Annotated in this window: 17 protein-coding genes and 3 tRNA genes; 10 read left to right on the top strand and 10 right to left on the bottom strand. The window is 61.7% G+C overall.

Translation table 11 applies throughout. From position 1 onward, the window contains the following. Nucleotides 1-26: 26 nt before the first annotated feature. From ADJ95_RS05170 to bcp, 8 genes are all read right to left on the bottom strand, one after another. Complete coding sequence (locus tag ADJ95_RS05170) at nt 27-674, bottom strand: MBL fold metallo-hydrolase (RefSeq protein WP_049333239.1); 648 nt, start codon at nt 672-674, stop codon at nt 27-29. A gap of 11 nt (nt 675-685) precedes the next feature. Next, on the bottom strand, nt 686-1,777 hold the full coding sequence (locus ADJ95_RS05165) for an S-(hydroxymethyl)mycothiol dehydrogenase (RefSeq protein ID WP_049333238.1): 1,092 nt from the start codon (nt 1,775-1,777) through the stop codon (nt 686-688). Nucleotides 1,778-1,989: 212 nt separating this feature from the next. Beyond that, entirely contained in the window at nt 1,990-3,042 is a 1,053-nt protein-coding gene (locus ADJ95_RS05160; RefSeq protein WP_049333236.1) for an alpha/beta hydrolase, read from the bottom strand. 73 nt (nt 3,043-3,115) lie between these two features. After that, nucleotides 3,116-4,579: a YihY/virulence factor BrkB family protein gene (locus ADJ95_RS05155; RefSeq protein ID WP_065423986.1), complete on the bottom strand. Its 1,464-nt coding sequence runs from the start codon at nt 4,577-4,579 to the stop codon at nt 3,116-3,118. Between the two features lie 296 nt (nt 4,580-4,875). Then, a complete protein-coding gene (locus tag ADJ95_RS05150) occupies nt 4,876-6,357 on the bottom strand; it encodes a malate:quinone oxidoreductase (protein WP_049333235.1) in 1,482 nt (493 codons plus the stop codon). A gap of 272 nt (nt 6,358-6,629) precedes the next feature. Continuing rightward, nucleotides 6,630-8,744, bottom strand: coding sequence for an ABC transporter substrate-binding protein (locus ADJ95_RS05145; RefSeq protein WP_080974953.1), 2,115 nt, complete (start codon nt 8,742-8,744; stop codon nt 6,630-6,632). 194 nt (nt 8,745-8,938) lie between these two features. Continuing rightward, nucleotides 8,939-9,020: transfer RNA gene (locus tag ADJ95_RS05140), tRNA-Leu, on the bottom strand. Nucleotides 9,021-9,156: 136 nt separating this feature from the next. Then, entirely contained in the window at nt 9,157-9,633 is a 477-nt protein-coding gene (gene bcp / locus ADJ95_RS05135; protein ID WP_049333233.1) for a thioredoxin-dependent thiol peroxidase, read from the bottom strand. Nucleotides 9,634-9,864: 231 nt separating this feature from the next. Between bcp and ADJ95_RS05130 the strand changes: the two genes are divergently transcribed. Beyond that, nucleotides 9,865-9,937 (top strand) — tRNA-Lys (locus ADJ95_RS05130). A gap of 464 nt (nt 9,938-10,401) precedes the next feature. Here ADJ95_RS05130 and ADJ95_RS05125 read toward each other — a convergent pair. Further along, nucleotides 10,402-10,941, bottom strand: coding sequence for a hypothetical protein (locus ADJ95_RS05125; protein WP_049333230.1), 540 nt, complete (start codon nt 10,939-10,941; stop codon nt 10,402-10,404). Between the two features lie 463 nt (nt 10,942-11,404). On the opposite strand from ADJ95_RS05125, the gene ADJ95_RS05120 reads away from it, so the two are divergent. The 9 genes from ADJ95_RS05120 (at nt 11,405) to ADJ95_RS05080 (ending at nt 22,181) form a co-directional block, all read left to right on the top strand. Next, nucleotides 11,405-13,210 (top strand): acetolactate synthase large subunit, encoded by a 1,806-nt coding sequence (locus ADJ95_RS05120; protein ID WP_049333228.1) that lies wholly within the window; start codon nt 11,405-11,407, stop codon nt 13,208-13,210. Beyond that, nucleotides 13,210-13,710, top strand: coding sequence for an acetolactate synthase small subunit (ilvN, locus tag ADJ95_RS05115; protein WP_049333225.1), 501 nt, complete (start codon nt 13,210-13,212; stop codon nt 13,708-13,710). The genes ADJ95_RS05120 and ilvN overlap by 1 nt, the downstream gene beginning before the upstream one ends. A 241-nt stretch (nt 13,711-13,951) precedes the next feature. Next, the gene (gene ilvC, locus ADJ95_RS05110) at nt 13,952-14,980 is read left to right on the top strand and encodes a ketol-acid reductoisomerase (protein WP_049333223.1); all 1,029 of its coding nucleotides are present in this window, start codon (nt 13,952-13,954) and stop codon (nt 14,978-14,980) included. A 212-nt stretch (nt 14,981-15,192) separates the two neighbouring features. Beyond that, nucleotides 15,193-15,265, top strand: a tRNA-Lys gene (locus tag ADJ95_RS05105). Between the two features lie 627 nt (nt 15,266-15,892). Further along, complete coding sequence (metG, locus tag ADJ95_RS05100) at nt 15,893-17,437, top strand: methionine--tRNA ligase (RefSeq protein WP_049333222.1); 1,545 nt, start codon at nt 15,893-15,895, stop codon at nt 17,435-17,437. Between the two features lie 347 nt (nt 17,438-17,784). Continuing rightward, nucleotides 17,785-18,552 (top strand): ABC transporter ATP-binding protein, encoded by a 768-nt coding sequence (locus ADJ95_RS05095; RefSeq protein ID WP_049333221.1) that lies wholly within the window; start codon nt 17,785-17,787, stop codon nt 18,550-18,552. Nucleotides 18,553-18,555: 3 nt separating this feature from the next. Next, on the top strand, nt 18,556-21,309 hold the full coding sequence (locus ADJ95_RS05090; RefSeq protein ID WP_049333219.1) for an ABC transporter permease: 2,754 nt from the start codon (nt 18,556-18,558) through the stop codon (nt 21,307-21,309). Between the two features lie 198 nt (nt 21,310-21,507). Continuing rightward, the gene (locus tag ADJ95_RS05085; protein WP_049333217.1) at nt 21,508-21,825 is read left to right on the top strand and encodes a nucleotidyltransferase family protein; all 318 of its coding nucleotides are present in this window, start codon (nt 21,508-21,510) and stop codon (nt 21,823-21,825) included. After that, entirely contained in the window at nt 21,822-22,181 is a 360-nt protein-coding gene (locus ADJ95_RS05080) for a DUF86 domain-containing protein (protein WP_049333215.1), read from the top strand. The genes ADJ95_RS05085 and ADJ95_RS05080 overlap by 4 nt, the downstream gene beginning before the upstream one ends. Nucleotides 22,182-22,255: 74 nt before the next feature. Here the strand turns inward: ADJ95_RS05080 and ADJ95_RS05075 are convergent, their stop codons facing one another. After that, a complete protein-coding gene (locus ADJ95_RS05075) occupies nt 22,256-23,122 on the bottom strand; it encodes a response regulator (RefSeq protein ID WP_049333213.1) in 867 nt (288 codons plus the stop codon). Nucleotides 23,123-23,143 lie beyond the last annotated feature (21 nt).

Below are 23,143 nucleotides of genomic sequence, written 5' to 3'. Positions count from 1 at the left end.
GGCAGCCGTGCCGCGCGGGCAAACGCTTAGTGGCCGCGCTTGATCCATGCGGGCAGCTCGGGTGCTTCCAGGCCGATGCCGGTGCTGTCGCCGTGGCCGGTGAGGACCGCGGTGGACTCCGGCAGAGTCAGCAGGCGGGTCGAGATCGACTCGATGATGGTGTCGAAGTCGCTGTAGGAGCGTCCGGTTGCGCCGGGGCCGCCGTTGAAGAGGGTGTCGCCGGAGAAGACGACGCCTTCGCTGTTCTCCCAGCTGAGGGTGGGTGCGTAGAAGCACACGGAGCCGGGGGAGTGGCCGGGGGTGGCGAGGACCTTCAGCTCGGTATCGCCGATGCGCACTACATCGCCGTCAGCGAGTTCGTGGTCGAAGTCCCAGGAGGGGTACACCATTTCCCAGAGCACACGATCTGCGGGGTTCAGGTAGACGGGTGCGCCGAAGCGTTCTGCCGCCTCCTTTGCGCTGCGGATGTGGTCGTCGTGGGCGTGGGTCAGCAGAATCTTCTCCACGGTGCGGCCTGCGACGGTGCGGGAGATCTTGTCAACGTCGTGGGCGGGGTCAATGATGATCACGGAGGAGTCATTGCCGATAATCCAGACGTTGTTGTCAACATCCCAGCAGCCGCCGTCCAGCGAGAAGGTGCCGGAGGTGACGACTCGTTCAATACGTTCGCTCACGCTACGCGCTCCTAGAGTTCCACGACCGAGCGCAGCACGCGGCCGGTCTTCATGGTTTCGAAGGCCTCATTGACGTCTTCGAGGCGGATGCGCTCGGAGACGAAGCTGTCCAGATCGAGGCGGCCGAGCAGGTACTGATCTACGAACTCGGGGAAGTCGCGGGAGGGCAGGGTGTCGCCGTACCAGGCGCTCTTGATGGAGCCGCCGCGGCCGAAGACCTCGTCCAGCGGAATGTTCCAGGTGGTGCCGGGTGCGGGCACACCCACGAGCACGACACGGCCGGCCAGGTCGCGTGCCTCGAAGGCCAGCTTGAAGGTGGGGGCAATGCCGACGGCGTCGATGACGAGGTCTGCGCCGAAGCCGCCGGTGAGTTCCTTAATGGCCTCGACGGGGTCGACCTTGGAAGAGTTCACGGTGTGGGTTGCGCCGTGCTCGCGTGCGCGTGCCAGCTTCTCTTCGTCGATGTCCACGGCGATGATGGTGGTCGCACCACCCAGCTGTGCGCCCGCAATTGCTGCGGTGCCGACGCCGCCGCAACCGATGACTGCGACGGACTCGCCGCGCTTGAGTTCACCGGTGTTCAGTACAGCGCCCAGACCTGCGGTGACGCCGCAGCCGAGCAGACCGATTGCTGCGTACTGTTCGGGGCTGATGTCAGCGGTGATCTTGGTGCACTGACCTGCTGCGACGAGGGTCTTCTCCGCGAAGGAGCCGATACCCAGTGCGGGGGTGAGCTCGGTGCCATCCTCGAGGGTCATCTTCTGGGTTGCGTTGTGGGTTGCGAAGCAGTACTGCGGCTGGCCCTTGCGGCATGCGCGGCATTCGCCGCAGACGGCACGCCAGTTGAGGATGACCAGGTCGCCGGGGGCGATGTTGGTGACGTCCTCGCCGACAGCCTCGACGATACCTGCGGACTCGTGGCCGAGCAGGTAGGGGAAGTCCTGGCCGACGCCGCCGGTGACGTAGTGGTGATCGGTCTGGCAGACACCGCAGGTGAGGACCTTGACGAGTGCTTCGCCCTTGCCGGGGTCGGGTACGTTGATGGTGGTGACGGTGACGGGTGCGTCCTGGGAGAGGGCTACGACAGCCTTAACCTTGTGCATGGTGCTCCTTTGTTGAGGTGCGGTTGAGGTCCAACCGCAGATAAAGGTTTTTTGATACGTTCCCATTCTACGAGCATTGGCGCACCTGGTGCACGATAAAGCTGATAGTGAAGCCACCACGCGAATTTGACGTTTTATGACGTTGTCGCGTACTCCGCCCGGAACCCCGGAACCCGGAACCCCGGAACCCGGACACCGTAGCCTGCGGCTGCTTACTCTGCCGCCTCCACCTCTGCAGCGAAGGCGAGCGCGCCGCGTCGGAATGCACCCGAGGTCAGTGCGTTCACGTGGTCGCGGCCAGGCAGGGAGATGAAGCGGTTGAGCGGGTTGTTGCCGCGCACCATGTCGTAGAGTTCGGCACCGTTGGCGGCGATGGTGTCCGCGTCACCGAGCACGACCGCAATGGGTGCGTGCGGATGCGCGCCCGGGTGACCGGCAGGTAGGTCGGGGGATCCGGCACGCAGTGCGGGCACGTCGAAGAACGGGCCGAAGGGAATCCGCACGAACTTCAGTAGCGCGTCGGGCTGAGCGGGGGAGTTGTCAATAATCGAGGTGAAGGAGGCAATCGCCTCGTCGGTGGAGTCTGCCGCCGGGGTTTCTGCGCTCGCGGAGGCGCTGGTTCCCTCGTGCGCTTCGAGCATGGCGCGCAGGGTAATGAGGTGGTCGTGTAGGGGCAGGCCGCCCAGGGTGAGGGATGCGACCGCCTCCGGGTGGGTGAGGGCGAGTTCCCAGCCGACGCGGGCGCCGAAGGAGAAGCCAATAACGTGCGCGCGGGGCTCCAGTTCAACGCCGAGGTCGTTCTCGGTGGCGACGGTGCGCAGCAGCTGGGCGAGCAGGTTGGTGAACAGGTGCATGGGGGTCAGCGGCCGGCCCGACGCATCGACGGAGGGCACCGAATCGAACGGGATTGTGCCGCTATGCACTCCCGTGTTGTCGGGGAGCTTGCAGTCGATGGCGTGCATGGACTCGGGGTCCTTGAGGTACTCGTCCGAGTGGTAGGGCAGGGTAACAATCAGCACGGGGTATCCGGCGCGCAGGTATTGGCGGATCCAGCCGGTGCCGCCGTAGAGCTGTTCGCCGCGGGTGGCGAAGCCGTGAATCATGAGGGCCGGGATGCGGCTTTTGAGCTGCTTCGGCTGGTAGAGGGTGTACTCGAGGTTGGGTAGGGTAACGCCGGGCGCAGCATTATTGGTCGCGGCGGCGGCGTCAGGCGTAGCGGCGGTGGGTACGGCAAAGGGCGCGGGAGAGAATTCTGCACTGGTCATAGTTCTATCTTAGTGACCGGGGTTTCTGTCCCGCGCCCTTCACACGCATGGTGGGTGAGCGCTCGGCTGCCTCTTAGTTCTTCTTGGCCGCCTCGTTCGGGTTGTCGGTGCTCGGCTTATCGGCGCCTAGATTGTCGGCACCCAGGTCGAAAAATGTCTCCTGGGCCGGCTCGGCGGAAGATTTTGCCTCGGCAGATGAACTTGCTGCGGCGGAAGAGTCCGGCTTAGCGGTCGCGCGTGCATCCGCCTTTGCCGAGGCTGCCTCCGAAGCCTGAGCCTCGGCGGCGTCAGTCCTCGCCTGCTGTTTCTTGCCGTTTTCGAGTCGTTCCTTGCCATCGGCAATCATCGTGCGAATCATGGCGGTGTTGGTGTCCACCGCCTTCTGCACGCGAGCTACGACGGAGGGGCCCTTCGGTTTGGGGAACATACCCTGACCTGCCGCCTGCTGCTGCAGCTCGCGTCCGGCAGACATGAGGCGTTCCTGGCGTGCCTTCAGCGCGCGCGAGGCGGAGGTGCTGCGCGGCTGCACCTTCAGGTGGCCGTGGTCGTCGTCGCCGGCAATAATCTGGCGCATGAGCATAATTTCCGCGTCCAGGTGCGCGCCGAAGAGCAGCATGTTGTTCATAATCCAGATGAACAGCAGCATCACGATCACACCACCAATGAGGCCGTAGGTGGCGTTGTACTTGCTGAAGTTGTTGGCGTAGAGGGTGAAGCCGAACGCGCCCAGACCCATTCCGGCGAGCGCCAGCGCCGCACCGGGGGAGAGCTTCCACTGTTTGAAGCGGCGCACGTTCGGGGTGGTCGCGTAGAGCAGAGTAATCAGGGCGATTGCCATGAACAGGATGAGGACCCAGCGGCCGTTGAGCCAGATGAGTTTGATGAGCTCCATGTCGACGGTCGCGGGCACGTACTGACCGACCATGTCCAGGACGGTTACACCCAGCAGCATCATGAGCATCATGAGTACCACGAGGATGATAATCACGGTGGTGACGAAGACGTTCAGCGGCTTGAGAATCCAGCCGGGGCGGCCTTCACGCACGTTGTAGACCGTGTTGAGAGCTCGACCGAAGGATCCGGTGTACCCGGAGGCGGACCAGATCGCACTGAGGATACCGGTCAACAGCACCAGTCCTGCGCCATGGTCGCCGGTAATCTGCTTGATGGGGTCTTCCATAATGGCGTACATCTGGGCGGGCGCGTTGTCCTTGAGGAAGGCGAGGATGACGGCGGCGCTTTCCTCACCGTGACCAAATACGCCCAGCAGGGAGACGATCGCCAGCAGGGCGGGGAAGATGGACAGCACGGTGAAGTAGGTGAGTGCCGCCGCCATGTCGGTGCCGCCGTTTGCGCCGAATTTGTAGATGGCACGGCGCAGGATGTAGAGGATGCTGCCCTTGGGGAAGTCGCGCAGCTTCACGCTTGCGTACTTGGGGGCCGCGGGCTTCTTCTTACGGGAGAAGAGCCCGCGTCGAGCTCCGGCGGGTACCTGGGTTGAGGAGGCTTCCGTGGATGAGCCGGTGTGTGCAGCCAATGGGGCTCCTTGGGTGAATGATGAGGTGTACACATGCGGCGCCCCGCACGTCTCGCGCTGAGACCGTACGGGCGCACAGTTTGGGCGGGAAGAACAATGAGCTGTTCTTCCCGCCCCTGCGGTGACATTATAGGGTTTCTGCCGCACCGCACAATTTACCGACGGTGCAAATATATGGTGTGTTTGCCCTCTCGGGGCCATATATCTCGATACCTTGGGCACACAACAGGCCCCTCCACGCGGGGCGGAGGGGCCTGCCGAAAGTACGCGTCGAACGCTCGACGGGTTACGCGCGGCTAGTTGTGGATGCCCAGAACCTTAGCGGTGTGGCCCATCAGCTCGTCAGCCAGCTGCGGGTTGTCGTTGAGCTTCACACCGTAACCGGGGATGAGCTCCTTCAGGCGGGGCTCCCAACCGGCAATCTTGGAGGGGAAGCACTTGGACAGTAGGTTCAGCATGATAGGTGCCGCGGTGGAGGCGCCCGGGGATGCGCCCAGCAGTGCAGCAATCGAACCGTCGGCTGCGGAGACGACCTCGGTACCGAACTGCAGGATGCCGCCCTTCTTCGCGTCCTTCTTCATGATCTGAACGCGCTGACCGGCCTCGATGAGCTCCCATTCGCCGCCGTCAGCCTCGGGGTAGTACTGGTACAGCGACTCGAGGCGGGCTTCCTTGTTCTTGAGTAGCTCGGAGACGAGGTACTTGACCAGGTCCAGGTTGTCCAGGCCCGCGCGGCTCATCGGGTAGATGTTGTTCAGGCGCAGGGACAGGGGCAGGTCCAGCAGCGAACCCTGCTTGAGGAAGTTCGTCTTGAAACCCGCGTAGGGGCCGAACATGAGGGCACGCTTGCCGTCCACGTAGCGGGTATCCAGGTGAGGCACGGACATCGGGGGAGCACCCACGGATGCCTGGCCGTAGACCTTTGCGTTGTGCTTCTGTGCGGTAGCCTCGTGGGTGTTGCGCAGGAACAGGCCCGAGACGGGGAAGCCGCCGTAGCCCTTACCTTCCTTGATGCCGGACTTCTGCAGCAGGTGCAGGGCACCGCCACCGGCGCCGAGGAACACGAACTTAGCGTTAATGGTCAGCGGCTCTTCCTTGTTGATGCGGTTAATCGCGTCAACGGTCCAGGAGCCGTTGGACTCGCGGTTCAGGTTGGTGACCTGGTAGCCGTAGCGAACCTCAACGCCCCTGGGCTGCAGGTGGTCAATCATCTGCTGGGTGAGGGCGCCGAAGTCAACATCGGTACCTTCGGGAGCCCAGGTGGCGGCGATGGGTTCGTTGCCCTTGCGGCCGTTCACGGTCAGCGGTGCCCACTCGGCAATCTTCTCGCGCTTGGTGGAGAATTCCATGCGCTCGAAGAGCTTCTCCTTGCGGAAGGCGTCGAAACGTGCGGCCAGGTACTTGGAGTGATCCTCGCCGAAGACCAGGGACATGTGCGGAACCGGGTTGATGAAGTCGGTGTTGTCCAGAATCTTTTCTTCAACCAGGGAGGCCCAGAACTGGCGGGAAATCTGGAACTGCTCGTTGATGTTCAACGCCTTGGCGGTGGAGACGGTGCCGTCGGGGCCGGCGGGGGCGTAGTTGAGCTCGCACAGTGCCGAGTGGCCGGTACCGGCGTTGTTCCAGGGGTTGGTGGACTCCTGGGCGGCCTTGTCGAGGCGCTCAAGCAGGATGATGTTCCAGGTCGGCTCGAGTTCCTTGAGGAACACGCCGAGGGTGGCGCTCATGATGCCGCCGCCCACCAGGACGACGTCGGTTCGTTCAGTACGTGCTACCACTGAATTCTCCCTAGGGTGTGGGTGCCCGGCGTCGGGCACAACAAATAATTGTGGGGTATATCATCTAGCCTACTATCTTTTGAAGGGTGAGTTGTAGCTAGAATCCACAAAATATTGGAGAGTGGTACACCTCATAAGTAAGGTTTTCTTAGGGTAGAAAAAACCTTAGCTACCGTTGCCCGGTAGCCTCCGCCCCTCCGCGGAGGCACTGGCCGCTGCACGTGCCGAAGAACGTGCCGCCGCACGTTCTGCCGGCCTCGCGGGGCATCCGGCTACGATAGGCGCAGCTTGCTGAAGAACTCGATGGCGTTCTGCTCCGTCTGGTAGCCCTGCACGGAGCGGCTCACCGCAACCTTCGAGGTCACGTTCAGCAGGGGAACCGCCGGCATGAACTGGCCGAGCTGGGTAACCACCTGCGCGTACAGCTCACGCTGCGCATCCACAGACTCGGCCGAGTCCGCGGCGCGGATGCTCTCCATAATCTGCAGGAAGCTCGGGGATTCCTCCACGGGAACGGCCGTGGCCGAAGGCGTGGGGGTGGGGGAGGGCGAAGCGGAGGCGGATTCCTCCGGGCTCGCCGAATCCGGCGAGAAGCTTGGCTGCGGACTCGGCGTCGCCTGAATCCGAATATTTGAATCCGCACCGTTTGAAGAGGGTAGCTCGACGGTCTTCGCCGTCACCCCGGTTGTCATGCTCTCGGGTGCCGCGGCGACGATTGAGCGCACCTGCTGCTCGGCAATCATCGGGGCCAACGCCGGACCGAAGAACGCATACGGGTCGCGGTACATACCATAGAAGCCTGCCAGCGCAATGCCGCGCGTCGAGGACGGCTCGTTCACCTTCGCGTGGTACTCCTCCCAGGTGAGCGGCACCGGCACAATGTTGAGGCCCACCTCGATGAGGGAAGCCACCATCTCGGAATACACCTTCTGCGGGGTATCCATCCAGGGCAGGGAAACATCCGCGGGGTAGTAGCACTCAATCACCTGGTTGTTGTACCCGGCCGTGGCCAGTAGCGAACGGGAAAGGTCCTGATTGCGGTCGGTGTGCTCCTTCGCGTGGTCGGCCCGAATACGGAACGACGGGGAGACAAGAGTCTGCGCGTCAGAGGTGCCCTGCGGGTAGTACTGGTGGAGTGCCCCGCGGTCAACCGCGTGGGAGATGGCGCGGCGCACCGAAATATTCTTGAGCACGGGGTGCGCCGTATTCAGGTGCAGGTACACGAGCGAGAACGGGTCGCGGCCCGGGGTCTGGTAACCGTCACGAGCCAGCTGGCCCAGATCGGAGGAATTCACCTGATCGCACGCATCGATCATTCCCTCGACCAGCGCGAAGTAGCGCTTATCGGAGGAGGTCAGGGTCGAAATCTGAATCTCATCAAGCTGCGGGCGTGCACCGTCAAAGTGCTCGTTCGGAAGCAGGCGCACGGTGCCCTTCTCGGAGGACTCGATGCGGAAGGCTCCGGTGCCCACCGGAACACCGGTGAGCTTCTGGTCGCTACCAAAGAGCGCGGGGTCGATAATGCCGAAGGCCTGCTGAGTCAGGATGCATCCGAAGGCCAGCGAGGGGCGCGAGAGGGTCACCACGACCGCGCCGTCCTGCTCCTTGACGGAGGTCACCAGCGGGGTGAAGGAGACGGGCTTCGGCTCAGGCTTCGTTGCCTCCGTCTTCGCGGTCGCCCCCTTCTGAGAATCGGAGGAATTGGGATCCGCAGACGGGGATGCGCTGCTCTGGGCATCCGCGGTTGCGGAGGCGCTCGCTCCCGCGGTCGGGGAGGCCGTCGCGGACGGGGTGGCGGAGGCATCTGCCGAGGCATCCTTCTGCGCGGGCTGCTCCGGCACACCAAAACCCCACGCGTACAGGGGCTGTGCCGGAACCACCAGCGCGGCGGTAGACTCGCCCGTTGCCAGGGCCTGCCAACGCTGGAAATTCTGCACCACCGCTGCGGCCGTCAGAGCCGTACCGTTGCTGAAATGCACGTTGTCACGCAGAACAAACGTATGGGTCAGGCGGTCGTCCGAAACCTTCCACTCGCGGCAGAGCGAATCGGTCGTATCGGGGGAGCCCGTGTAGTGGTCTGCCGTGAGCAGGGTCTGCAGAACCTGCGCCGTCACCTGATAGGTGCTTGCCACCGGGGAGAGCGCGGGGTCCAGCTGAACGGGTGCGGCACCCTGCGCGAAACGAAAAATACGGCTCGCTGAAGCCGCCGAGGAACCCGATGCGGGGTTGGAGGAACCGGTCGAAGCGCACGCGGTTAGGGCCGTTCCCGCGCTCAACAGGGCACCAAAACGCAGAACGTCGCGGCGGCTCAGGCCACGTGAACCGGCGGTTGCCCGGAGCAGCTCAGCGTTTTTGCGGGCCGAAGAGGCACGATGATCATTCAGCACGGGAGGTCCTCTTTTCCATAGCGGATGCTTGTATTCAGAATACCGGTTCGAGTCGCGCTCGGGCACTCGTTCTGCCGCAATCTGCGAGAGCGGGGCCGCGGGCGGGTGCCCGGGCACGGGGCGGACAACGGAGCACGGATAGAACAAACCCGCCGCCACGGTAGCCGTGACGGCGGGTTCACTGTGAATGTATGTGCGCGAGGGGGGACTTGAACCCCCACGCCGTAAGGCACAGGAACCTAAATCCTGCGTGTCTGCCAATTTCACCACTCGCGCGCGCGGACCTCACCCCGAAGGGATGCGTCAGAGGTCCAAGACCCAAGTCTACACTAGAGGCTCCTCTAGACGCGAAATCGGCGGTGTATCGTTCCGCCACCGCTTCCCGACCATCGGCCTGAGTGGTGCCCCGGCCCTACTTCGGGTCGATGCCCAGGTCGCGACGCAGCTTTGCCACGTGGCCGGTCGCGCGCACATTGTACTGGGCCACAGAAATAACGCCCTGCTCGTCAATCACGAAGGTCGAACGAATCAAGCCCTCGTACACGCGGCCGTAATTCTTCTTCTCACCCCACGCACCGTAGGCCTCAGCTACCGTGTGATCGGCATCGGAAAGCAACGGGAACGACAGCGACTCCTTCTCCGCAAAACGGGCAATAGCCGACGGCGAATCGGGGGAGACGCCCAGAACCACGTAGCCCAGAGACTTCAGCGAGGCCAGGTTATCCCGAAAGTCGCAGGCCTCCTTCGTGCACCCGGGGGTCGAAGCCTTCGGGTAGAAGTACAGAATGACCTTGCTACCCGTGTAATCGCTCAGGCTGTGCTCCGCGCCCGATGCATCGGGGAGAGTGAAAGCGGGGGCCGGGGTGCCCGGCTCAAGACGGATGCTCATGATGCTCCTCAAAGTTCATTACGTGTGGCGGGTGTGCCCGCCCCAATACTTCACCCCAGTCTAAAGCGTCCCTGTCTCGGGATGCACCCCGCTCGGGGAAACGGTTCCGGAGAGTCTCATGCCCCCGCACCATATAATGTGTTGAGAGTCACCATGTATCGAGTTGCGCAAAAAATTGGAAGTGCGTATAGTATTTTCTTGTTGCAAGGGAAACCTGTAAAAACAGAATAGGCGCCTCTAGCTCAATTGGCAGAGCAATTGACTCTTAATCAATGGGTTCTGGGTTCGAGTCCCAGGGGGCGCACTTCAAAGAAAGATCCCGCTGATTCTTCGGAATCGGCGGGATTTTTGCGTTCCCCGAATAATGCGGATTTGTGGTGCGAGGTGCATATATCCTCTTTGCTCCTGATGTGAGCGCTTGGAAGACGGTATTCGCCCTCGTTCCTACAGGGGACCCGTCCTCGCTTCGCTTCGGACACCCTGATGTCACTACAGGCGATACCGTCTTTCCTCGCTTGGTTACCTGGTGCTGCGGCAGGGGATATATGCACCTCTGCGCGTATCGGTATTTGGGGTACGCTGCGGTCCCGCCGGGGTTGCGGTAGATACGCGGGGTTTCGTGTGCGCCCCGTGCCTAGCGAACTGGGGCGGGGTGGGCTGTCGCGGTTTAGCGTGTTGCGTGTTGGTTGGGTGTTTTGCGTGCAGGCACACGAAAGCCCGCCACCGTCACACAACAGCAGCGGGCAATCATTTCAAAAAGTCATAAAGCTACAGGACCGGCCAAATCCGCGTCACAAACTCGCGGAAGTCCTTCACATCCTTACCCTGCTCCAGTAGGCCCGTGCCGTAGCGGGTCACCACCTCCGCATTATCCTCGAAGGCCAGCTCGAACGCGCTACCGTTCACCGATTCAATCACCACGGAGTCCTCACCCACCGAATAGGCGTGCAGGGCGTTCGTGTTATCAATCGTCGTGGCCGTACCCGCGGGAGTCAGTCCCGGCATGTTAATCGGCGCGATTATCACCTCGTCCGGAGAATCCTGGTAGCCGATGATGAAGTGCGTCTGATCCGGTGACTGGTGCACCGCCAAATCGGGGTTGCGGTACACGGCGCGGCCCGTCGCGTACACCAGGTTGTACGCACCGTAGTTAATGATCTGCTCATCAAAGACGGGGTGCATCACGCGCACGAGCTCCTCGGCGGTAAGGAACTCGGGATTCTCGAGAGAGTTGAGGGGGTCGACAACCTCTGCGTACTTACTTGCTTCGGTCAGCTCGTCGGCGACCGGGATAATCGGTTCGGTCATAGCTTCAGTCTACCGGGGTAGGGGAGACAGGTCACGGGTTTACGGCGATATTACGCATCATTAACCGGGTAATATGCGTCTTTTGCGGATGCTGGAGTGAGGTTCATGCAAGATAGTGCACCAGCGTGCTGAGTGTCCACATCATGAAAGATGAGGCCTGACATGGGCTAATGTGCTCACAATCCGGCTGCCGCCCCTCTAGAGACTTGACTCACCTCTCAGAAAGGGGGCACTATAGAGGGGTGAAGACAGCAATGTTCCAGCGAATTCTACACCTTGTCGATGTTGCCTAGGGCGCGTGGCAGGGTCTATTCACTGCGACTAAGCGCCCCTATCGCTACCACCAACAGCGGGGGGCATTTTTTATAGCTTGGTACCACCGGGCATAGGATGCGTGAGGACCACACAAATCCCACGCAGAACATTGAGTACAACGAAGAACCAAAAGACACGAGGCATTTCCATGACCATGGGATTTTCCACTTCTGATGACGCGGCAAACGCTCCCGCAGAACGCATGACCGGTTCTCAGGCAATCGTCCGCACCCTCGAAGACCTGGGTGTGACTGACGTTTTCGGCCTGCCTGGTGGAGCTATTCTGCCGACCTATGATCCCCTGTACGATTCCAAGAAGGTTCGTCACATCCTGGTCCGTCACGAGCAGGCTGCAGGCCACGCAGCTCAGGGCTACGCTGTCTCCAGCGGCAAGACCGGCGTGTGCATCGCAACCTCCGGCCCCGGCGCCACCAACCTGCTGACCGCAATCGCTGACGCCAACATGGACTCCATCCCCCTGGTCGCCATCACCGGTCAGGTTTCCACCAAGCTGCTCGGTACCGACGCATTCCAGGAAGCTGACATTGTCGGCATGGCAATGCCCATCTCCAAGCACTCCTTTATGATTACCGACGCACAGGACATCCCCCGTGCGCTCGCCGCAGCCTTCCACATCGCCTCCACCGGTCGCCCCGGCCCCGTGCTCGTGGACGTCACCAAGGACGCACAGGTTGGCATGATGGAATACCGCGGCATCCCCGAGGACCTCGAGCTGCGCGGCTACACCCCCGCAACCCGCGGCCACTCCAAGCAGATTCGCGAAGCCGCCAAGCTCATCACCGAGTCCAAGCGCCCCGTCTTCTACGTCGGCGGTGGCGTGGTGCGCGCTGGCGCATCCGACGAGCTGCACAAGCTGGCTAAGCTCATCGGCGCCCCCGTCGTCACCACCCTGAACGCTATCGGTGCGTTCCCCGAGTCCGACCCCCAGAACCTCGGCATGCCCGGCATGCACGGCACCGTTCCCGCAGTGGCTGCCATGCAGAAGTCCGACCTGCTCATCACCCTGGGTGCCCGCTTCGACGACCGCGTGACCGGCCAGGTCGACACCTTCGCCCCCGAGGCCAAGGTCATTCACATCGACGTTGACCCCGCCGAGATTTCTAAGATTCGCTTCGCTGACGTCCCGATCGTTGGCGACCTGAAGTACGTGCTGCCCGAGCTGACCGAGCTGCTCTCCACCGAGTTCGCTCAGGAGCTGCCCAACCTGGGTGAGTGGTGGAACGAGCTGAACGAGATTCGCAAGGATTACCCGCTCGGCTACGAGAAGCCCTCCGACGGCCTGGGTTCGCCCGAGTACGTGCTGGAGCGCATTGGCGCCCTGACCGGCCCCGACGCCTACTACGTCACCGGCGTTGGCCAGCACCAGATGTGGGGTGCACACTACCTCAACCAGGAAAGCCCTCGCCACTTCATCAGCTCCGCAGGCCTCGGCACCATGGGTTACGGCGTTCCCGCCGGCATGGGTACCCAGGTGGCACACCCCAACTCCACCGTGTGGATCATCGACGGTGACGGCTGCTTCCAGATGACCAACCAGGAGCTGGCAACCTGCGCCCAGAACGGCATCCCCGTCAAGGTCGCCATCATCAACAACTCCTCCCTCGGCATGGTGCGCCAGTGGCAGACTCTCTTCTACGATGAGCGCTACTCCAACACCGACCTGAAGGACGGCCACGGCACCGCACGCATCCCCGACTTCGTGAAGCTCGGTGAGGCCTACGGTTGCGCCACCTTCCGCTGCGAGCGCGACGAAGACGTGGACGCCACCATTAAGGCTGCCCTGGAGATCAACGACCGCCCCGTGGTTATTGACTTCACCGTGAGCCCGCACGCACTGGTCTGGCCTATGGTTCCGGCCGGCGTGTCGAATGACAAGATTTGGATTGCGAAGAACACTTCGCCCGACTTTGACCGCGAGGGAGAGAACAAGTAATGTCTCAGCACACCATGTCCGTTCTGGTAGAGGATAAGCCCGGCGTTCTGACCCGCGTCTCCGGCCTCTTCTCCCGTCGACTGTTCAACATCCTCTCGCTGGCCGTCGGCCCGACCGAGAACCCCGGTGTCTCCCGCATCACCGTCGTGACCGAGGGTGACGCCCACACCATCGAGCAGATTACCAAGCAGCTGAACAAGCTCGTGCACGTGCTCAAGGTCGTCGAGCTGCCCGCCGACTCCTCGACCCAGCGCGGCCACATCCTCATCAAGGTGAAGGCTGACGCCGTTGCACGTCTGCAGATTGTTCAGGCAGCTGACCTGTTCCGTGCCTCCGTCATCGACGTCTCTCCCGAGTCCGTGGTCATCGAGGCCACCGGTTCGGCAGAGAAGATTCACGCTCTGCTGGATGTCCTGGAGCCCTACGGTATTCGCGAGATTGTTCGCGCCGGTACCATTGCCCTCTCCCGTGGCCCCCGCGCCATGAGCGAGCGCATCTAACACCCGCACCGCGAGTGTAGAACAACCCCGCACACGCGGGGAACAGATCGGGTATCGCATCGCTTCAGCCGGGAAACCGGCGGCGATGCGGTACCCGGCTCTATAGGGTTCGCGAACCTTCCGGATGCTTCAGATGCTGAGAAGTACTCTCGAGAACCCGAAACTAAACAGCTTTCAAGTAAAATAGTGAATGTTGAGCCCAGCCTGGGCCGCATATCATAAAGTACTTAGGAGAAGAAAAATGGCAGCAACCATTTTCTACAACGACGACGCAGACCTCTCTGTGATTCAGGGCCGCACCGTAGCAGTTATCGGTTACGGCTCTCAGGGTCACGCACACGCACTGAACCTGCGCGATTCCGGCGTGAAGGTCATTGTTGGCCTGCCCGAGGGCTCCAAGTCCCGCGCCAAGGCTGAGGCAGAGGGCCTCCGCGTTGCAACCGTCGCAGAGGCAGCAGCAGAAGCTGACGTCATCATGATCCTGACCCCGGACCAGGTCCAGGCAAAGGTCTACGCAGAGAGCATCGAGCCGAACCTGAAGCCCGGTGACGCACTGTTCTTCGCACACGGCTTCAACATCCGCTTCGGCTACATCACCGTTCCCGAGGGCGTCGACGTTGCCATGGTTGCCCCCAAGGGCCCCGGCCACATCGTGCGCCGCGAGTTCGAGGCTGGCCGCGGCGTTCCCGCCCTGGTTGCAGTCGAGAAGGACGCATCCGGCGAGGCACTCGCACTGGCTCTGTCCTACGCTAAGGCACTGGGTGCAACCCGTGCAGGCGTCATCAAGACCACCTTCACCGAAGAGACCGAGTCCGACCTGTTCGGCGAGCAGGCAGTTCTCTGCGGCTCCACCTCTCAGCTGGTTCAGTACGGCTTCGAGGTTCTGACCGAGGCTGGTTACCAGCCCGAGATTGCTTACTTCGAGGTTCTGCACGAGATGAAGCTCATCGTCGACCTGATGATTGAGGGCGGCATCGCCAAGCAGCGCTGGTCCATCTCCGACACCGCAGAGTACGGCGACTACGTCTCCGGCCCCCGCGTGATCTCCCCCCAGGTCAAGGAGAACATGAAGGCTGTCCTGGCAGACATCCAGAACGGCAGCTTCGCAAAGCGCTTCATGGACGACCAGGCAGCCGGCGCACCCGAGTTCAAGGAACTGCGCGCCAAGGGCGAGGCACACCCCATCGAGGCTACCGGCCGCAAGCTGCGTAAGCTCTTCGCATGGAACTCCGTTGACGACGACTACACCGAGGGTTCGGTCGCTCGCTAAGCGGTAGCCAAGCTATAGCTTTCTGAGAATCCGGCGTCGCGCCTCTCCTCCCGTGTGGGGGAGGGGCGGGGCGCCGGATTTCTGTCTAACGAGAGCCCCATGACCCCCCAGCATTATATGTGATGTAGTTCATACTTCATTGGGTTGCGGGTGGGACGGAAAGCGCGTATAGTATTTTCTTGTTGCAAGGGAAACCTGCAAAAACAGAATAAGCGCCTCTAGCTCAATTGGCAGAGCAATTGACTCTTAATCAATGGGTTCTGGGTTCGAGTCCCAGGGGGCGCACTTCAAAGAAAGATCCCGCTGATTCTTCGGAATCGGCGGGATTTTTGCGTTCCCGCGAAAAAGACTGGAGAAGCTTGGGGTATAGATATTTCCCCTTGCTCTGGGGTTCGATGCTTGGAAGACGGTATTCGCCCTCGTTCCTACAGGGGTGGGGCGGGTGGGTACCTCGCGTCTCCCAAGATTACGGGGTGCGCTACATGTTTCCTCCGCGCCTACGCAGGGGCACCCGTCACCCGGACGCTCCGCTCCTCCTTGCTTCGCTGCGGAGAGCGTCCGTGTGACACCCTGAGGGCGCTTCCGGAAAACGTAGCTGCACCCCAAAGGTTCCCGGCGGGTGCGTGGAGGTTTCGGTGGCCTCCGTAGCGACATCAGGGTGCCCGAAGCGGAGCGAGGGCGGGTGCCCCTGTAGGAGCGAGGAGGGTTCCGAACCTCGAGCTAATCCCGCCGGGGTTGCGGTAGATTCGCGGTGGTTTTGTGTGCGCCCCGTGCCTAGCGAACTGGGGCGGGGGAGGGCTGTCGCGGTTTAGCCTGTTGCGTGCTAGCCTCCACCCACACGCAATGAGCCGCCGCGTATCAGAGTGTAACCCCGGTGAGAGCCTAGCCTAAGACTGCGGTAAACTGAAAGTTATGACTGCAACTCCGTTCTACATCACCACCGCCATCTCCTACCCCAATGGCAACCCGCACATCGGCCACGCCTACGAAACCATCGCCGCCGACGTGCTGGCCCGCTTCAAGCGCCTCGACGGCTTCGACGTACGCTTCATGACCGGCACCGACGAGCACGGCCAGAAGATGCAGACCACCGCAGAGAAGCTCGGCAAAACCGCCAAGGAACTCGCCGACGAGAACTCCGCACGCTTCAAGGCCATGAACGACGCCCTGAACATCAGCTACGACCGCTTCATCCGCACCACCGACCCCGACCACTACGTCGCATCCCAGGCCATCTGGAAGCGCATGGAAGAGAACGGTGACATCTACCTCGGCAAGTACGCCGGCTGGTACTCCGTCCGCGACGAAGCCTACTACGCAGAAGACGAAACCGAGGTCCGCGACGGCCAGCGCTACGCCATCGCAACCGGCACCGAGGTCGAGTGGACCGAAGAAGAATCCTACTTCTTCCGCCTCTCCAAGTACGGCGACAAGCTCCTCGAACTCTACGCCAACGAAGGCTACGTCTACCCCGAATCCCGCCGCAACGAGCTGATCTCCTTCGTCAAGGGCGGCCTCAACGACCTGTCCATCTCCCGCACCACCTTCGACTGGGGCGTACCCGTACCCGGCAACGACAAGCACGTCATGTACGTGTGGGTCGACGCTCTCACCAACTACCTGACCGGCCTCGGCTACCCCGACACCGAGAACGAGCTGTTCACCAAGTACTGGCCCGCCGACCTGCACCTCATCGGTAAGGACATCACCCGATTCCACTCCATCTACTGGCCCGCATTCCTGTGGTCCGCCGGAATCGAACTGCCCAAGCGCGTCTTCGGCCACGGCTTCCTGCTCGTTAACGGCGAGAAGATGTCCAAGTCCGTCGGTAACGTTGTCGACCCCGCAAACCTTGTCAACGCGTTCGGCCTGGACGCCGTACGCTTCTTCCTCATGCGCGAGGTTTCCTTCGGTCAGGACGGCTCCTACTCCGAAGAGTCCATCATCAACCGCATTAACTCCGACCTGGCCAACAACCTCGGCAACCTCGCCCAGCGTTCGCTGTCCATGGTCGCCAAGAACTGCGGCGGCGCTGTGCCTGAGCACGGCGAATTCACCGAGGCCGACCGCAAGATCCTCGACGAGGCGGCTGCCCTCTACGAGCCGGTTCGCGCCGACTTCGACGAGCAGGCATTCCACCGCGCCCTCGAGCGCATCTGGACCGTGCTCGCAGACACCAACGCCTACTTCGCTGAGCAGGAACCCTGGACCCTGCGCAAGAACGGCGAGCTTGAGCGGATGAACACCGTGCTGTACGTGACCCTCGAGGTCGTGCGCCAGGTCGCCCTGCTGCTGCAGCCCGTCATGCCCGACTCGACCGCCAAGCTGCTGACCCTGCTCGGCGTGCCCGAGGGCGAGTCTCGCCAGTTCGCGGCCCTCGGCACCGCGCTCGTGCCCGGCACCGAGCTGCCCGCACCCGCACCGGTGTTCCCGCGCTACGAGGCACCCAAGGCGTAACGGTTGCTTGAGTAATAGCGGCTGGCGCGTGAGATAGCGCCGTAACGGATAGCGTGAGAAAGCCCTCGGCATCCTTACCCCAGTGGGGAAGAGCCGGGGGCTTTTCGTGTACGCGCGTATGGAGAGGTACGGGCGCAGGGTAGAGACGGAACGCTGGTTTGGTCGCCGCTCATACTTAAGGATGAGGTCGGTACCCCGTTCCGGCAGCCTCGCGTTCAGCTCATACCGCGGAGGCACCGGGAAACCCTGCGCCCGCAGGTCAAGGCCCGGTGAACACCCGCCAAAATCAGCCTCGAGGATGAGAAAAACCCAGTAGTCAGCGCCACATTGCGTGAAATAATTGAACCATGACTACGACAACTCCTCACGCACAGACGGCACAGCCCGCCGTCTCCGCACGAAACCTCTCCAAAACCTACGGCATGGGTGAAGCCACCGTCCACGCTCTCAACAACGTCTCCGTCGACTTTGAACAGGGCAAGTTCACCGCCATTATGGGTCCCTCCGGCTCGGGTAAGTCCACGCTGATGCAGACCATCGCAACCCTGGACACCCCCGACCCGAACCCGGCAACCTCGATTCGTATTGGCGGTACCGAGCTCTTCGGTCTGAAGGACAACGCCCTCACCGAATTCCGCCGCGAGCACATCGGCTTCATTTTCCAGGCGTTCAATCTGGTGCCCACCCTCACCGCGGGCCAGAACATTGACCTGCCTCTGGGTCTCGCCGGTAAGAAGCCGGACCAGCAGTGGCGCGACTACCTGGTCAAGACCCTCGGCCTGGAAACCCGCCTCGACCACCGCCCCGAACAGCTCTCCGGCGGTCAGCAGCAGCGCGTCGCCATCGTGCGCGCCCTGCTTGCACGCCCCGAAGTGGTCTTCGCCGACGAACCGACCGGTAACCTCGACTCCAACTCCGGCGCCGAGGTGCTGCGCCTGCTGCGTGCCGCCGCAACCGACCACGCACAGACCATCCTCATGGTCACCCACGACGCAAACGCCGCCTCCTACGCAGACCGCGTGGTCTTCATCAAGGACGGCATGGTCGCCGGCGAAATGATCGAACCCACCTACGACGCCGTCCTCGGCGCAATGGCACAGCTGGAAGGTCGATAAGCCGTGGCAACCACACTGAACACGGTGGCGCGCTCCAACCTGCGCGCCTCCAAAGGAAAATACGTCCTCACGGGTATAGGCATCGCGATTTCATCCTTCTTCATCGCGGCCATTATGATGCTCACCAACTCGCTGCAGGCGACCGTCAACTCCTCCGTCGGTGACGTGCTCTCCCGCGCCGAGGCGGTTGTCGCCTCCGCCGCTACAACCTCCGACGGTAGAGACAGCACCTCTATCTACCTGACTCGTGACCAGATTCAGAAAGTAGAAAAGAGCGACCTGCTCTCCGGCTACTGGGTACAGTACGCTGTCACGGGTAAGCTCGGCACCGGCGACCAGGCAACCCAGGTGCAGTACGACCAGCTGCCCGCCGACTCGAGTCTCTTCCCGTACAAAGTGCAGGGCAAAATCCCCAGTAGCGACCACGAAATCATGGTCTCTACCTACTTCGCGAAGAAGCACAACCTCTCGCTGAACGGCAAGGTCACCAGTACCGACGTTGTGGAATCCGTCAGCGCCCCCGGTACTGATAAGACCGCCGAATACACCGTCGTCGGCCTGTTCGACCCCGGTTTTGAAGGCTCCACCACCAATCAGGCTGTCTTCATTGGCGGCACCAGCCTCGGCGAAGCCACCCTGAAAGCAGCCGAGACAGAAAACAAGAGCTCCGCGGCAGGCTACCGGAACATGGCTGGCGCGAACCTCATCTACCTCAAGTTCAAGGACGGCGTAACCGACGCCAAGCTCAAGAGCCTGCAGGATACCCTCAGCAGCGGTGACACCAAGAACGACCCGCGCGTCATGACCGGTCAGAAGCTGCTGGAGGACTACCAGAAGACTATCTCCACGGTCTTCACCTCCATTAGCGTGGTTCTGGGCGCCTTCGCAGCGCTGGCACTACTGGTTTCCTCCTTCGTCATCTCCAACACCTTCGCGGTGCTGGTCGGCCAGCGCATCCGTGAGCTGGCTCTGCTGCGCACCCTCGGCGCCCGCGGCGGCTCCCTCGTACGGATGCTACTCATCGAATCCATTACCGTGGGCGTGGTGTTCTCCCTCATCGGTGCGCTGTTGACCTACCCGGTTGGCGCGCTGGTTGGTGCAAACCTCACCACCATCATGATTTCGTACTCAATCACCCCGGTGATTATCAGTACCCTGATCTGCACCATCGTGACGGTTCTGGCGTCGCTCTCCCCGGCACGAAGCGCTCTGCGCATCTCGCCCATTAGCGCGATGAGCGAGCACACCAACCTTGAGGTGCGCAAGCCCGGCAAGGTCGGCCCGATCCTGGGTCTGGTCTTCGGTGCCGCAGGTATCGGCTTGGTTATGCTGGCTCAGAACCAGGGTTCCGGTGAGGGTGCCGGCAATAAGGCCATTCTCCTCATGATGGGGGCCGCACTGCTACTCGGTATTGCAGTCTTCCTCATCACCCCGCTGGTGCTGCCGCCGCTGGTACGTGCCCTCGGCACGGTCACCCGCACCCAGACCGGCAAGCTGGCGCTCGCCAACGCGCTGCGTTCGCCCAAGCGCACCGTCTCCACCGGTCGTGCCGTGCTGGTGGGTACCCTGGTCGTGTCGACTGTGCTGACCGGTTACTCGGTGCTGAGCGCCTCGCTGACCAAGGCCCTGGATCAGCAGTACCCGATTTCTGCGCAGGCAAAGTACAGCTCGTATGACCAGTCCGAGGCTGCCTCCACCGTGACCAAGGCGGAGGAAATCGCCTCCAAGGTCAAGGGTATTAAGAACGTTCAGGCATCCGCCGTCGGTTACGCAGCCGGTGTGGTTGACTACACCGTCGAGTACGAGGGACAGACCGCCAACCAGAATTCCGACCTGGTGGCGCTGAGCTCCTCCGATTTGAAGGCAATCCTGCCGGGCGAAAACTCGAACCTTGCCGATGACACCGTGCTCGTGCCGCAGGGCCTCTGGAAGTCCGCAGGCTTGAATGAGTCCAGCCGTCTGAAGGCACACGGCCCGCTCGGCGAAGTGAAACTCAAGCCCGTCAAGTCCGCAACCAAGCAGAATCTGCTGATTGTCAACCCTGCCACCGCCGCCAAGCTGCAGGACGCCAAGAACCCGCAGAAGGTTGCCAACCCCGCCGCTGAGGAAGCTCAGAAGCGCATGGAAGAAGCAATCGCGAGCGGTGACAAGGAAGCTCAGACGAAGGCGGCACATCTGACCGTTACCAGCCAGGCAACCGGTAACGACACCGTCGTTCTGGTGCGCGCGGCATCCCCGCTGACCAGTAGCGAGAACGCGACCCTGCAGGCTGACCTGAACCGAGCCAGCCCGGACAGCTCCTTCACCGGTGGTCTGCAGGAACGTCAGACCTACGACCAGCTGCTGACCGTTATGCTGACCTTCACCCTGGTGATGCTCATGCTCGCAGTGGTTATCTCCATCATTGGTGTGGCGAACACGATGACCCTGTCGGTCAACGAACGCCGCCGTGAGAACGCGATGCTCCGCTCGCTGGGCCTGTCCCGCAAGCAGCTGCGCCGCATGATTTCCATTGAGGCGATTCTGATTACGCTCGCCGCAGTGGTGCTCGGTATGGTTTCCGGTGCGGTGATTGGTAGCCTCTCGGCACAGATTATTATGTCTTCCATGAGCGCTTCCGCCCCGCTCGTGCTTGACCTGCCGTACGTCTGGTACGTGGTCATCCTCGTTGTGGGTGTGCTCGCCGCGATGCTCGCTTCGGCTCTGCCGGCGGCTCGTTCGGCTCGCATGTCTCCGGTTGAGGGTATGCGCGGCTAACCCGGCATAGTCACAGTACCCGGCAAGCCCGGATACTCGGCGTGAGAAAGTAACGCCCCGGTGGGTGCCCCAATCATGGAGGCGCCCGCCGGGGCTTCACTGTGTCCTCTAGTTTGCCGTGCTCTTTATTCTGCTGTGCTTGTGCTCTCAGATTCTTGGAGCTGACCTGTAGCATGGCTTTGCGCGTATGATGGGTGTATGAGCACTAGCCACCCCAATCTGCGTCGCGGGTACACGCTACCCCATGAAGCGGAGGTCCTTCAGATTCTCCGTGACGCTGGTGTGCGCCGTGCCCGACTCTTTGGCAGTGCCGCCCGCGGTGAGCTGACCGAAACCAGCGACCTAGATTTTCTGGTGCAGATGCCGGGCGTAGCCCCTTTTGACGAGTTCATGCAGATGGTGGATGCTCAGCACCGCATTGAACAGCTGACCGGCCGCAGCGTTGATATGGTCACCCGGCTGCGCCCCCGCATCTATGCGGAAGCAGAACCGGACATGGTGGATCTGCCGCTATGAAAAGCTCGCTTGATGACTTCTCTCTGATTCTTGAGTCAGCTCAGCGTATCTACGCTTTTACGCCTGAGCGATATGAAGACCTGATAGACGATTCAAACGGGGTAGTCCAGGACGCGCTCTGCATGCGCTTTCAGATTATTGGCGAAACCCTCAATAGAATTCGTTCAAAATACCCAGAAGATTATGAACGGTATGAACGGGCTGAATGGCAGTACCTCATTGCTATTCGTAACATCATTTCTCATAGCTATGTGAGCGTTGATTTTGCTGTCCTATGGGACGTCGCCCGGAATAAGTTGCCTGAGCTGATGAGCGACTTTGAACGAATCATCGACGAGATAGAAGAAACTACTTAACTAAAGAGCCCCGGAGGGTGCCTCAAGCAGGAGGCGCCCGCCGGGGCTTCACTGTGTCCTTATATAAGGGAGCGCTAGTGGGCGATACCCGCCTCATACGCCATAATGACCGCCTGCACACGATCACGCGCACCCAACTTCGCCAACACATGCGACACATGCGTCTTCACCGTCGCCTCCGAAAGCACCAGCTCCCGCGTAATCTCCGCATTCGACAAGCCGCGCGCAATCAAACCCAGCACCTCAAACTCACGCGGCGACAACTGCTCAATCAACTCACGATGCGGATAATCCTGCACAGGCTCAAAGCTTGCATGCTCAGCCGGAATAAACGTCGCCTTAGGAAGCTTAGAACCAGCAGCCGAGGGAGTAACAGGAACAGACTCAGCGGCAGGAGCAGCAGGAGCGGCAGGAACAACAGGAGCGGGGGAGTCCAGCACCGGAATCATCTGCTCCAGCAGGCGGCGAGTCGCAGACGGCGCAATCACCGCATCGCCGCGGTGCACCGTACGAATCGCCTCCAGCAGCTGCTCCGGCGGGGTGTCCTTCAACAAGAAACCGCTCGCACCCGCACGCACCGCCGAATATACGTACTCATCAATATCGAAAGTCGTGAGCATGATAATGCGCACCCGCTCCTCCTCGGACACCTCACGCTCGCCGTCACGCTCCAGAATACGGCGCGCCGCCTCCAGGCCGTCGCAGTGCGGCATGCGCACATCCATGAGGATGACCTGCGGCGCCTGTCCCTCAGAGACCATGCGGTCAAAAACGTCAATAGCCGCCAGGCCGTCATCAGCTTCCATGACGACCTGCAGGTCCGGCTGGGAGTTGACGAGCATGCTCAAGCCGCCGCGCACTAGGCGCTGGTCGTCAACGAGCATCACGCGGATCGGCTGGGTGGTCTGTGGTGCAGAAATCTGTGGTGCAGAAGAGTACATAGTTTCAATCCTAGATTACGA

The organism is Rothia mucilaginosa (assembly GCF_001061665.1).
Lineage (GTDB): Bacteria > Actinomycetota > Actinomycetes > Actinomycetales > Micrococcaceae > Rothia > Rothia mucilaginosa_A.
Note: the sequence above shows the minus strand (reverse complement) of the source record. Positions and strands in the feature narration are given on the sequence as shown.